This window comes from Sphingobacteriia bacterium (genome assembly GCA_017304685.1).
In the GTDB taxonomy this organism is placed as follows: domain Bacteria; phylum Pseudomonadota; class Alphaproteobacteria; order Rickettsiales; family 33-17; genus JAFKLR01.
This window is the reverse complement of the sequence record JAFKLR010000003.1, coordinates 683433-695523: the sequence shown is the minus strand read 5'-3', so window position 1 is coordinate 695523 and position 12091 is coordinate 683433. Positions and strand designations below refer to the sequence as shown.

14 protein-coding genes are annotated in these 12091 nt (G+C 28.4%); 11 read left to right on the top strand and 3 right to left on the bottom strand.

Annotation, left to right across the window (positions count from 1 at the left end; all coding sequences use genetic code 11):
- Positions 1–7: 7 nt before the first annotated feature.
- The 8 genes from J0H68_03305 to J0H68_03270 all read left to right on the top strand — a co-directional run bounded on the left by J0H68_03305 (position 8) and on the right by J0H68_03270 (position 6522).
- Positions 8–409: a DUF1284 domain-containing protein gene (locus J0H68_03305; GenBank protein ID MBN8827718.1), complete on the top strand. Its 402-nt coding sequence runs from the start codon at positions 8–10 to the stop codon at positions 407–409.
- 91 nt (positions 410–500) lie between these two features.
- The gene (locus J0H68_03300; GenBank protein ID MBN8827717.1) at positions 501–1058 is read left to right on the top strand and encodes a GNAT family N-acetyltransferase; all 558 of its coding nucleotides are present in this window, start codon (positions 501–503) and stop codon (positions 1056–1058) included.
- Between the two features lie 17 nt (positions 1059–1075).
- The gene (locus J0H68_03295) at positions 1076–1627 is read left to right on the top strand and encodes a GNAT family N-acetyltransferase (GenBank protein MBN8827716.1); all 552 of its coding nucleotides are present in this window, start codon (positions 1076–1078) and stop codon (positions 1625–1627) included.
- Positions 1628–2232: 605 nt separating this feature from the next.
- Positions 2233–2376 (top strand): hypothetical protein, encoded by a 144-nt coding sequence (locus J0H68_03290; GenBank protein MBN8827715.1) that lies wholly within the window; start codon positions 2233–2235, stop codon positions 2374–2376.
- A gap of 201 nt (positions 2377–2577) precedes the next feature.
- On the top strand, positions 2578–3657 hold the full coding sequence (locus tag J0H68_03285; GenBank protein ID MBN8827714.1) for a hypothetical protein: 1080 nt from the start codon (positions 2578–2580) through the stop codon (positions 3655–3657).
- 34 nt (positions 3658–3691) lie between these two features.
- Positions 3692–4465, top strand: a complete 774-nt coding sequence (locus J0H68_03280; protein ID MBN8827713.1) for an ATP-binding cassette domain-containing protein — start codon at positions 3692–3694, stop codon at positions 4463–4465.
- Positions 4466–4641: 176 nt separating this feature from the next.
- Positions 4642–5427 carry a hypothetical protein gene (locus tag J0H68_03275; protein ID MBN8827712.1) on the top strand — a complete coding sequence of 262 codons (786 nt, stop codon included), beginning with the start codon at positions 4642–4644 and terminating at the stop codon, positions 5425–5427.
- Between the two features lie 21 nt (positions 5428–5448).
- Positions 5449–6522, top strand: a complete 1074-nt coding sequence (locus tag J0H68_03270) for a hypothetical protein (GenBank protein ID MBN8827711.1) — start codon at positions 5449–5451, stop codon at positions 6520–6522.
- Here J0H68_03270 and J0H68_03265 read toward each other — a convergent pair.
- Positions 6506–7162, bottom strand: coding sequence for a ribulose-phosphate 3-epimerase (locus J0H68_03265; protein ID MBN8827710.1), 657 nt, complete (start codon positions 7160–7162; stop codon positions 6506–6508). The genes J0H68_03270 and J0H68_03265 overlap by 17 nt on opposite strands.
- The gene (locus tag J0H68_03260) at positions 7152–8045 is read right to left on the bottom strand and encodes an EamA family transporter (protein MBN8827709.1); all 894 of its coding nucleotides are present in this window, start codon (positions 8043–8045) and stop codon (positions 7152–7154) included. The genes J0H68_03265 and J0H68_03260 overlap by 11 nt, the downstream gene beginning before the upstream one ends.
- 94 nt (positions 8046–8139) lie before the next feature.
- Here J0H68_03260 and J0H68_03255 point away from each other — a divergent pair, with 94 nt between their 5' ends.
- From J0H68_03255 to J0H68_03245, 3 genes are all read left to right on the top strand, one after another.
- A complete protein-coding gene (locus J0H68_03255) occupies positions 8140–8505 on the top strand; it encodes a hypothetical protein (protein MBN8827708.1) in 366 nt (121 codons plus the stop codon).
- 123 nt (positions 8506–8628) lie between these two features.
- Entirely contained in the window at positions 8629–9579 is a 951-nt protein-coding gene (locus tag J0H68_03250; GenBank protein ID MBN8827707.1) for a hypothetical protein, read from the top strand.
- Positions 9580–9594: 15 nt separating this feature from the next.
- On the top strand, positions 9595–10968 hold the full coding sequence (locus tag J0H68_03245; GenBank protein MBN8827706.1) for a hypothetical protein: 1374 nt from the start codon (positions 9595–9597) through the stop codon (positions 10966–10968).
- Positions 10969–11053: 85 nt separating this feature from the next.
- On the opposite strand, the gene J0H68_03240 is transcribed toward J0H68_03245, so the two are convergent.
- Positions 11054–12034, bottom strand: a complete 981-nt coding sequence (locus J0H68_03240) for a hypothetical protein (protein ID MBN8827705.1) — start codon at positions 12032–12034, stop codon at positions 11054–11056.
- Between the last annotated feature and the right edge of the window lie 57 nt (positions 12035–12091).

Genomic DNA, 12091 nt, shown 5'->3' with positions numbered 1-12091 from the left:
CGTGGCTATTTTTAAGTTTAAACCTCACCATTTTATGTGTCATATCGCATTTAAAGGTGAGGGTTATTCTTCTCATTTCGTAAAAAATTTTGGAAAAATAGTAGATTTTTTAAAAGAAAATGAGAATACATTAATAAAGGTTGTTACTGATTTGGATGATATATGTAAAGCCTGCCCAAATCAAACGCCATTAAATTCATGTAATACTCAAGAAAAAATTGAAAAACTTGATAATGCTTATATTGATGCACTTGATTTAAAAAGCGGTGATATTTTTACTGCAAAAGAGGTTAAAACTCGCCTTAAAGATAAAATGACTTTAGACATTTTTCATAAAGCTTGCGAAGAATGTGAATGGAAAAAATACGGCATGTGTGAAGAAGCTTTGAAAAAGCTATTGAATTCTTAATGCAAACACAAAGAATTTAACTATTAGTTTCTTATTATTTTGATTTTACCTAAATAAAATTAATATTTATTGATATTATTAGGAGAGTTTTATGATTTATTTAGAAACTCCACGATTGATTTTACGTGAATGGAAAGAACAAGATATTGAAGCCTTTGTAAAAATTAATCAGGATCCTAAGGTAATAAAATTTTTAAGAGGAGCTTTAACTTTAGAAGAAGCTAAAGCTTTTATTATTGGTGCTAATATGGGGATTCTAGATAATGGTTTTGGATTATGGGCCGCAGAACTTAAAGAAACAAAAGAATTAATAGGTTTTATTGGCTTAAATATCCCTGAATTTAAAGCCCACTTTACTCCATGCGTTGAAATAGGATGGAGATTAAGTTCTAAACATTGGAGAAAAGGACTTGCAACAGAGGGTGCGAAAAGAGTTCTTGAATTTGCTTTTAAAGACTTAGGCATAGAGGAAATTGTTGCTTTCACAGCTAGAAATAATTTAGCTTCAAGAAAAGTTATGGAAAAGTTAGGAATGACTCATGATCCTAAAGAAAATTTTAATCACCCAAAATTACCTGAGTCTCACCCTTTAAGCCTACAGGTATTATATAGAATAAATTTTAAAAACTATAAAACTTTAGAAATATAAAATTTTAATTGAGAACCATGATGAAATTAGAAGCTGAGCGAGTAATTTTACGTGAATGGAAAGAAGAAGATGTTGAGCCATTTGCTAAAATTAATCAAGACCCTAAAGTTATGGAATTTATGCCAAAGCTTTTAACCAAACAAGAAGTTAATGAATGGATTGAAAGAATTAAATTACATTTTAAAAATAATAATTTTGGAATGTTTGCTTGCGAATTAAAAGAAACTAAAAAATTTATTGGTTACATAGGATTACAAAACGTTGCTTTTGAAGCTTCATTTACTCCATGTGTGGAAGTAGCATGGCGATTAGCATCAGATCATTGGGGAAAGGGGCTTGCAACAGAGGGTGCGAAAAGAGTTCTTGAATTTGCATTTAATGATCTAAAATTAAAAGAAGTTTTAGCTTTTACTGTTCCAAAAAATTTACCTTCAAGAAGAGTGATGGAAAAGTTAGGAATGACTCATGATCCTAAAGAAAATTTTAATCACCCAAAATTACCACTTGAACATCCTTTAAGTCTTCATGTGTTATATAGAATTAAAGAAGACTTCTTTAATAAACCTTAAGTTTTTTGATGGAAGTTAAAGCGTTAAATTGGAAACAATTTCTTAAACATTTACACCTTTTTATCTTGTTAATATTTTTTTTAAAAAAATGCAAAATTATACTTGAATATCAAAATTTTAGGGTGTAGCATATGATTATTAGGAGGAAATAATTAAAGAAAGATATATATACATATAAGAAATAAATTTTTTGTAAGTATTCATATGTTCTTTAATTTATTTCCTTCCTAATTCATAAGCATGATAATTTAGCGAGAGCTCAGAACTTTGTTTTGATGGATGCTAAAATTTTATTTTAGCTGGTCTCTTGCGGAGCTAACTTTTATTAGCTACGAAATTTATTTTTGTAGCTAATAAAAGAGCTCTTAGGGAATAAGTTAACCTATAAAAGGGGGTGACGGTGAGCCTAATAAAATTATATCATCTTAAGAAGTTTGAACTAGTTTGCTTTCTTAGCAATTCCATTAGTTTTAAACATTGCCTTTCTTATATGATTCTCCAAAAAAAGTATAATTTTATGAGGGTATCCCTTAACCTTCTTTTAGGGTTAACTTCATGTATATTTGTAATTTCTAATATTAAAAAACAATATTATGGAGGATACGATGACTGATAAAAAAATTTCTGAAGAAGCAAAAAAATTAAAACAAGGTGATAAAGAAGCAGCTAAAAAAATGGGATCTAAAGGTGGTTCACATAGCCATAGCGGTGGTAGAGGCAAAAAAATCGACAACCAAGATGATGAATAATTTTGATTAGTCATTTTGTAAAGGAGGGAATTACCCTCCTTTTTTTAATGTTTTACTTTAAGTGCTTAGCAAAATCTTATGATATTTATATATTATGTATAAATTGATGACATATTTTTTAGTTCATCAATATTTATAAATCTTAACAAATAGCGTAAAAAAGGTTATAATGATAATTTGTAATATAAAAATTGTCATGAAATGTTTGAATTATTATTTGTTATCCTCCTTACTCTTCTTACTCTATTTATCCTTTTATATTTACTATTTTTAATAGATACAAAAATTCTTAAAAAATACCCAAAAATTAGAAAAACTTTATCTATTCTAAAAAAGATATTTTTATTTGGGTTTATTAAACGTGTTTATGCAGGTAATGCTTCACAAGGTGACAATAAGAAAGAAAGTAATAAGAAAATTGATATTGATGAAAAGAAAATAGAAGAAGAGAAGGCTAAACCAAGAGGTTTTATAGATGAATTATTTGGTAGAAGGCAAAATCCAATAAAAGACCCGGAAGCTACTGAATCAGTAATTCAAGCACTTGCTCAATTATTCACAAATAGAATGCAAGAAGTTTTAGCTTTAAATTCTCAAAGATTAACTCAACAAAAAGAAACGCTTTTTACTCGTGCTATTACAGAAAGCTTACAAGTAGAAATGAGAGAAAATATACGCTTAAAATCTATCGATATTGAAAGTAAAATTGATTACAATCGCTTAACTAGTAGAATTATCGAACAAAATATTATTCCTACACATTTAATTAGTAATAGCTTGAATAAAGCTTTTGCATCAACAATTGAATCTCTCACCAAAATGGATGGTTTATCATCTAAAAATGTTACGCCTGTAGAAAGTAAAAATGAAGTTTCAAGAAGTTATGGAGTTGATTTACCGAATAGAGATGGAATAAGAATGAGCCTTCATCAACAAATTCTAGAAAGATTTATTGGTAATAATAAACCTGAAAGAATAGAAATTAAACCTAATATAATAAATGAAGATAAATCGAAACAAGAAAAAAGTGATTTTTCTGAAAGAGACAAAAAAGTAAAAGTTGAGTCTGCAAATACACAACATACAATTACTCATTATTTTAAAGCGGTCGGGCCTTTCATTTTACATCAAACTGAAGAACGAATTATAAAAAATGGAATTGAAAAGAAAGAAATGACATTAGAGGTAACATTAGGAAATCAAGTTATAGCTAAAGAAAAGGTTAGCTTTCAAGATAAGATTGCAAATGAACCTAAAAATGGGCATAATCATAACAAATAATTTTAAAATTAAAATATTTATTAAAGGCTAATTAATGGTTGATATAGTTATTAAAAATCTTTCAAAAGCATTCGGTGAAAAAGTTGTTTTAGATAATATTAATCTTGAAATACCAAAAGGCGAATCCCTTGTAATTATTGGTGGATCTGGAACTGGTAAATCTGTATTTATTAAAAACCTTATAGGTTTAATACATCCTGATAGCGGTAAAGTTTTTTATGATAACGTTGACTTCTATAAAGCAGATAAAGATAAACGTCGTGAAATCATGGGTAAGATTGGAGTGTTATTCCAAGGCGGGGCTCTTTTTGACAGCTTTAAAGTTTGGGAAAATGTTTCCTTTGTACTTAGACAAAATCAAAATATGCCTGCTAAACAAGCTAAGGAAATTGCTATTGAAAAGTTAAGTTTAGTGGGTCTTCAGCCAGAAGTAGCTGATCTTTATCCAGTAGAATTATCTGGCGGAATGCAAAAAAGAGTGGCTCTCGCTCGTGCAATCGCGGCAAAACCTGAAATAATATTTTTTGACGAACCAACTTCAGGCTTAGATCCTATTAATACTAATGTAATCGCAGACCTTATTATTAAATGTACTAAGGAACTTGGCATTACAGCCATAACCATTACTCATGATATGGTAAGTGCAAAACATATCGCTACTAACCTTTGTATGCTTTATAAGGGTAAAATGGTATTTTGTGGTGACAAGCAAGAAATTGAAAGAACTGATAACCCATATTTACATCAATTTATGAATGGCTTAACTAGCGGACCAATTCAAATTGAAACTTCTTTGAGTTCCCTTTAATTAAGTAAAAATCAAAAATACATTAAATTCAAAAACTTAACTTTAAAGTTACAATAATGTAACAAAAATATTAATAATGCGTTAATATCATGGTTGTTTTTTGTTTGGATTTAGGTTATAAGGATAGTTATTAACCAATAATTAACCTTTTTATAATAAATCGTGGGTGTTAGTGTATGTCGAAAATTAAAAAGCAATTAAGAGCAGATATTGAAGATGCTTCAAGCCTTAGCAGAAAATTGCTAGAAACTGAGATTAAGGTAAAAAATATTTTAATAAAAGAATTTTTAAAAAACACACATAACAGGGTTAAGCTTTTTACATTTAATTTAGGTTACATGGCTAGAATTTTAGATGAATATGGTCATACATACGATATATCTATAAATCCTAGAGTAGTGAATAAGGAAGGCAAGAATAGTACTGTTTTGCATAATTTATGTGAAATCCTTATGCAACTTAATAATAATAATTATGTTCTAGCGCAGGGTGTTTTAGAAATAATAAAAAGTGTTTTAAATAATGGCGGTAGCGTTGATGAATTAAATGCTGAAGATACCGATGTACTAACGCATACAATATTAATGTGTACAAATACTGAACTTGCAGAAGTTAAAAAAGATCTTATTAGTTTATTAGTAGAAAAATTTGGTGATGCAGATATTGATGTAAATGAATATATCGAAAGCTTTACTCAAGCTATTGAAGTAGCTATAGATGAACATAGTAATTTGTATAAAAACTTAAAAAAATACAAACAATTTGCGCAGATTAAAGATGAAGAATATTTTGAGAATATTTCAAGCGCAGCAGAAGAATTAAAATGCATAGGTCAGAAAATTGAATATATGGAATATGCTGTAACTCGATTTGAGAAATTCCAAAAAACTAATACGAAATCATTTCGTGATACGGACGAACAGCATAAATATCAATCACAATTTTATCAAAGAGCAAATTAGTATTTAAAAGAGTAAGATATTATGACTAAATCTAAGAAAAAAGCTGAAAAAACATTATTTCGTCAAGCGGTTGAAAGCAGTGCAGCATTAGTAATGGATGATGTAAATTACTTAAAAGAATTACAAAGAAAAAGAGATGAAAAATTAGAAAATAGGCCGCCATCTCTTTATGATGGATTATTAAAACAATGGCGTCTTGAAGCGAAAATGAAAAAGCGTGCTTTTGCTATAAAAGAGTATATTAAAAGCGAAGCTATTCAAAAAGAAAAAACTAAGGAGAGATTCGAGTTTATTAATAAAGTCATTGATCTAGTTAACAAAGCTTTAGGAATAAAATGTGAGTTATTAGGAAGTTTAGATAAATGCTCGTCAATTGAACAGCTCTCTGAGCAAGTTTTAGAATATTATTATCAACAATTTCAAAATGAAAAATTTATATTTTATTGTGAAGCTCAAGATTTATTATCACAAAAAGATTATAACAAATTTTTTCTAGAAGAAAAACATCAAGAAATATTAGCGACGATTTATGAATTTATTATTAATGCAAATAATATATATGATCACCGTATTGAAACTTTAGAATTAATAGCTAAGCAATTAATGAAGGTAGATGAAAGCCTTTGGAGATATAACAATAAATCTGAGCATAATAGTGTGTTATTTATGGCTTTAAGTAAGCACATTGATGAATCAAATTTAGAGTTATCTAAGGAAATTATTGAATTTAGAAAAAGTATAATAGATAAATTAAGCCAGCTTTATGATAATGTTCGCTCAATTGAAGATGATATTATTGATTTTAAAAATCTTAAAGAAATGGTTGATGAGCAGAAAGATAATCAGATTGAGTTAATGGAAAGATTTAAAATTGGTGTTTTATTTAAAGAACATGAGATTCTTGAGTATAAACAACAAATAATAGATTACACTTTATCAGTTTTAGAAGTTAGACGTCAGGAAATTAAAAATACCTCTAAACAGCCATTCATTAGTAGCGATGAAAGAGTAATGGCATTAAAAAATAAAGTAAAAGAGGAATTTGAAAATGGATTAGAAGAAGCTTATATGAGTGGTGCTACTTTAAGCTTTTAATTCCTTCTTTATACCCATTTGGATGTGTAAAAATATAGTTACCAGAAACTAGTACATCTGCACCATTTTCAATAACTAGATTGGCGGTTTTATCATTAATTCCGCCATCTACTTCAAGTTCAATATTTTTACCTAAGTTAGTTATCATTTCTTTTACATTCTTAATTTTATTAAGTTGGCTATTTATAAAAGATTGACCACCAAAACCAGGATTTACTGTCATAATTAAAACCAAATCAACAAGTGGTAAAACATATTCAAGGCTTGATTCATGTGTCGAAGGTACAATTGAAATTCCAGCCTTTTTACCTAATGATTTAATTAAATTTAAGCTTCTATCAGCATGCGTTGAGGCTTCCATATGAATGGTTATAATATCAGCTCCAGCATCCGCAAATTTTGGGATAAAGAAATCAACATTTTCAATCATTAAATGAACATCAAAGGGAAGGTGAGTGTGCTTCTTTAAATGTTTAATAACGTCAGGGCCTATAGTTATATTTGGTACAAAGCTGCCATCCATTACATCAATATGAATATAATCTGCTCCAGCTTCTGTGATTTTTTCAATTTCCTCACCAAGTTTAGCAAAGTCAGCGGAAAGAATTGAAGGAGCAATTTTAATTTTATTATTTAACATCGTTTTTACCTAATGTACTTATTTGTGGGTTTACAGCAACTAATGTTGCACCAATTAATATTATTATTGAGCCGATAAATTGTATTACAGTAACAGATTCATTAAGTAGTGTTATCCCAATAATTAAAGTGGTAACAGGCTCAAGAACTGAAATTATTGAAGCTTTAGTAGCACTTATTCCTTTCATTCCTATAAATAAAAATACAATTGGTAAGATTGTTCCAACTAAAGCAAAAGCAATTACTAAAAGCCATTGACTATTATTATCAGGAAAATCAATTTTTTGTTCAAATATCATATTATTTAAAAAGAATGCAAAACCAATTCCAAGGCATACAAGAAATGAAGCAAGATATGAATCAAGTTTGTTTACGTATTTTTTACTAAAAAACATATATAGTGAATAAAGGAAAGCACTGATTAAACCTGCCCTAATCCCTACAGCATTTAAAGAATCATTAAACTTTCCGCTAATTAACACGCATCCTATAAAAATAGAAATTAATGATAATATTTCTATGCCACTAATTTTTTCCTTACCAAAAAATACGCTAATTAAAGCAACAATAGCTGGATATGCATAGAACAATACCATTGCAAGGCCTGAGCCAATTTCATGAGCAGAATAGAAATAGTACCATGTGGAAATACCATAAAAAATCATTCCCATTATAAAACACCCTAACATGTCACTAGGTTTATAGTTTTTAAAATTAATTTTAACAATAAAAGGAATAATAAGCAGAGAAGATATAATAAATCGCCAAAATAACATGTCACTAATACTCATACCAGTATTTCTTATATGATGGCCGAAATAACCAATTGAACCATATAAAAGACCTGAAAGAGCAGTGAAAATTATGTATTTATATCTTGTCATTGTGGTATATTTAAACTTATATTATAATAAATATATGGAATCTTAGTTAGGATTTCATTAATTCGCAAGAAATTTGTATTTTAAGGAAAAATGAATGGTTGCTGATCCAAATCAATTACTTCAAACAAATTTATTACTTAATCAGGCCAGTTCTCAGATTGCTAAAGGTCCTGCTGTAACCGGAGCTTTAACTTTAGGTACAGAATTTACAAGTGCTCTTCAGTTTTTATCCATGGAAAAGGATGTTCTTAACATAATGATTGAAGGTTGGAATGATTTAAGGGGGCCAATTAGTGCAATGCCCGGTGTAAAGCCATTTATTACAGTGCCAAGAGCTTTAGATAATATACAAAATCCTGAATCTGTTTCACCGATTAAGCAAGTTGAGCCAAAAACTCCACCTTTAACCCCTGGCATGAATGAAATGCTTACTCAATCACTTAAAAGCCCTGCTAGATAAAATTATTTTTATAATTATCCCTATATTTCAATAATTTAATATTTATATGAAATACTCAGTATTGAGATTGCATATATAATATGGTACTATAATAATATTAATATATTAATGTTATTGAAAAATATGGCTAAGCAAGCTAACCCTGAACTTTTAAATGATATAAAACTTATTGAAATAAGCGCTGGGAAGGTTATTGCTTCTCTCATGCAGAAACTTGCAGCTAAAACTCCTGAAGAACTTTTAACTAAACTTACTGATGATATTGTTAAAAAAATATTTGCAGAACAAATTATTGAAAAAAACGCGAGTAAAATTGTTTTAGAAGCTAAGAAAAATGATTTGCTCATGGAAGCAGAAAAAGTTGAAATACTTTTAAACGATTTGCTTACTAAAAAAGTATATGCATATGCAAATCTGTTAAATACTTACATTGCTAATGATGTTCTTATTAATATTCCAGTATTTAAAAGTTTATCAGTATTCGATAGATATTATTTAACTGAGAAAATCTCGAGTCTTAATTTAGTAGAATTTTATAAAATATATTGTGAAGAAATAATTACGGGTAAAAATATTTTTTATAAGAATTGTCTTAGTTATATTTATGAGAAGTCTAATGAGATTTTACTTACATCTAAAGAAATAAGAAATGATCAAGTTACCTTTTTATTCAAAAGTTATATGAATGTTATAGGGCTTGAAGAAAAGATAATTGCAAATGTTATTGCAAGAAGTTCATTCAATAATACAAAAATTTATATTTTTCCTTTGAAAGTAATTCATGAAATAGAAAAATTTTTTAAAGCAGCTATTTTAAAAGGTTTTGAAACGGGAATTAAAGTTGATATTAAATTTATAAATAAAATCATTAATACAGCTAGCCAAATTTTTGAAGTGAAATTTAAAGATAAGCTTAAACATAAGCTTTTACGCACAAAAATTTTAGTAAACATTAAATCTGAATATCTTCAAAAAGCATATTTAGAAATCCAGTCATATACAAATACCGAACCTAAATTAATAACAATCGATAGTAAGGATACATTATCAACAAAAGAAATAATATTGGAATAGATAAAGGAGAAGAAAATGAGTAAAGATGCAGCAAATCAATATAAAAATAAAGTAGTAGAAAATTTAAAGGGAGTTTTTAATAATTCATTTAATAGATATTTAATTGATCCCGCTAAACTTGACTCTATCCCTGATTTTCCTATAAAATTTCAAGAACTTTACCGTGAAATTGATGATGCAAGTGTTAATTTTCAAGCAGCAAGCATTGGTGGAAATCCAAGAGTAATTCAAGAAGAAGAAAATAAGTTACAATACTTACAAGCAATTGGCGCGGGAAGAGATTTATTATTTAGCGGTTTAAGAGATTTAGCAAATAAACATCCGCAATTTTTTGAAGAAATTGATAAAAGTAAATTAAACTCATTAAAGCTTACCCCAAATGAAAGATACATTTTAATTAAAGATAATAAAGATAGGCTTCAAAAGGTATTAAAAGTAGTTGATAAAGATATTGTTAACTTGATTATTCAAAACGAACAAATAGTTGATAGTGTTTTAAGAAAAGAAACACGTGAAGAAGCAATGAAAAGTTATATGAAAAATTGGGCAATTGACCAATATATGAACCAAATTGTAAATGCTAGAGTATCTGATGTAAATATTGATGGTAATGATGGTGGAATAGGTGGCAAGTTACCAATCACAGATAAAAATTATTTAGCGGAAATTAGAGAGGAAGCAACAAAAGTTTTTGATAAGTTACCATTAAAAGAACAGATGAATTTTATTAATAAAATGACCAATCTCCAAAAAGGGGGAATTGGGAATGCAAAAAACATTCAGGAACAAGCTGCTAAATTTTTCCATAACAACAATGACAGTAAAGGTTTACAAAGTAAAACTAACGGTATGTTTAAATTAGTTATGAATCATTCTATTGGTGAAGAAATTTTAAAAGATTTAAACCCTAAAAATAATAGTAAGGCATTTTCTAATGATAAAAAATTAAAGGAACATATTTCAAATATTGTAACTAAAGCTATTGATAAAAATCCTGATGTAGACGTTGTAGCATTAAAGAATGCAATTAGACAAGAATTTGCAAGTAATTTAAAAAAGAAAGTATTTAGTAGTAGCAAAACTATTCCAACTACTGTTTTAAATAAAATGACTAATAAAATTATTGAAGCAGTACCAGAAGCAAAAATTGTTGATGAATTACCTCCAATTCCATCATTAAATTTAAAAGGGAAAAAGCCTTTGCCTTCTATTCCAGTAATGGAAGATAAAAAGAAAACGATGAATGGAAATCAAGCTAAAGAAATTTTGCAAAATAGTGTATCAAGAGGTAGTTTGAAAGAAACTAATCTTGAAGACTCAAAATTAAATACTAATTTAAGAAAATCTGTAAAGCCTAATAATTCGGATAAAAGTAAAAGTATAAATTAGAAGAAAATCTAAAAAGTGTTTGTCAGCCTTAGGTAAAACATTTTATTTTACCTAAGGTTTTATAAAACATAATTATTGATAAAATTTAAGAGATAAGACTTATTATTTTTGCGTATTGTTCATCGAGAATTTTCTCACAATCAGTCATCATTTGTCTTTCGCGCTCATTCTTTTGTACATTAATTATACGATGAGCTCCTTGCGCTAAAAATTCAACTAATCTTCCAATTGCTCTTTTACCATCCCATACAGAACATGGTAATTGTACTTTAGGATTAATATCAATTTGATCAATCATATAAATTACTGCATGTGCAGGGCCCATTACAGAAGATGCGCCTGTTAATTTAATGATATCATTACCTCTAAGGATAGTTTGCTGACGAATATTTTCAATTTGTTCTTCACTTGCGAATTCAGTGATTGGTTTTGCGTTTACCGTTACTTCACTTATAATTGGTACCATTGCAGGTCCATGTTCACCAAGCGCTATTCCTTCAATTATTGGATTAGTAAGTTTTGGGTAATGAACTTCTAAAAATTCTTTTACAGCATTTTTTAAACGCATTGTATCAACGTATGAAACGCCAACAATTTTTTTTGCAACTTTTTCAATAGGACGATTTGAATGTGAAGCAACAGATTTTATTAGGTAAGTAGTTAAAAAATCTACAGGATTTGTAACAATTAAAACTAATGCTTCAGGGTTATTAATTATTATATCTTTAAATCCTTCAAGGATTTTAGCATTTTTACCGGCAAGCTCTTCTCGAGTTTCTTCTGTACTGCTTCTTTTTGCACCGGCAGTAATTACAATATAACTCACCCCATTTAAAACTTCAGGATTATAAGTTAATGTAACCATACCTGATCCTGGTAATTGTAATGAATCGTTCATATCCATTATTTTACCCATTTTAGAAAGCCAGTAGGGGCTAGGTTTACCATCAACTTCATGGTAACGGTTATATATAATTACATCATGTCCTTTGAGTGCCATTATCTCAGCAACGTTTAGACCTATGTCACCAGCTCCAATAATTCCAACAGTACCTTTTGGTTTCATATTTGTAAGTTTTGTTAAATTGTTAATTTATATAATAAATTGATTATATATTACTTA

Bases quoted from the DNA above. Each gene is read 5' to 3' on its own strand.
- J0H68_03285 (MBN8827714.1), top strand. From the start codon at position 2,578: ATGTTTGAATTATTATTTGTTATCCTCCTTACTCTTCTTACTCTATTT.
- J0H68_03245 (MBN8827706.1), top strand. From the start codon at position 9,595: ATGAGTAAAGATGCAGCAAATCAATATAAAAATAAAGTAGTAGAAAAT.
- J0H68_03270 (MBN8827711.1), top strand. From the start codon at position 5,449: ATGACTAAATCTAAGAAAAAAGCTGAAAAAACATTATTTCGTCAAGCG.
- J0H68_03250 (MBN8827707.1), top strand. From the start codon at position 8,629: ATGGCTAAGCAAGCTAACCCTGAACTTTTAAATGATATAAAACTTATT.
- J0H68_03260 (MBN8827709.1), bottom strand. From the start codon at position 8,045: ATGACAAGATATAAATACATAATTTTCACTGCTCTTTCAGGTCTTTTA.
- J0H68_03280 (MBN8827713.1), top strand. From the start codon at position 3,692: ATGGTTGATATAGTTATTAAAAATCTTTCAAAAGCATTCGGTGAAAAA.
- J0H68_03290 (MBN8827715.1), top strand. From the start codon at position 2,233: ATGACTGATAAAAAAATTTCTGAAGAAGCAAAAAAATTAAAACAAGGT.
- J0H68_03240 (MBN8827705.1), bottom strand. From the start codon at position 12,034: ATGAAACCAAAAGGTACTGTTGGAATTATTGGAGCTGGTGACATAGGT.
- J0H68_03255 (MBN8827708.1), top strand. From the start codon at position 8,140: ATGGTTGCTGATCCAAATCAATTACTTCAAACAAATTTATTACTTAAT.
- J0H68_03275 (MBN8827712.1), top strand. From the start codon at position 4,642: ATGTCGAAAATTAAAAAGCAATTAAGAGCAGATATTGAAGATGCTTCA.
- J0H68_03265 (MBN8827710.1), bottom strand. From the start codon at position 7,162: ATGTTAAATAATAAAATTAAAATTGCTCCTTCAATTCTTTCCGCTGAC.
- J0H68_03300 (MBN8827717.1), top strand. From the start codon at position 501: ATGATTTATTTAGAAACTCCACGATTGATTTTACGTGAATGGAAAGAA.
- J0H68_03295 (MBN8827716.1), top strand. From the start codon at position 1,076: ATGATGAAATTAGAAGCTGAGCGAGTAATTTTACGTGAATGGAAAGAA.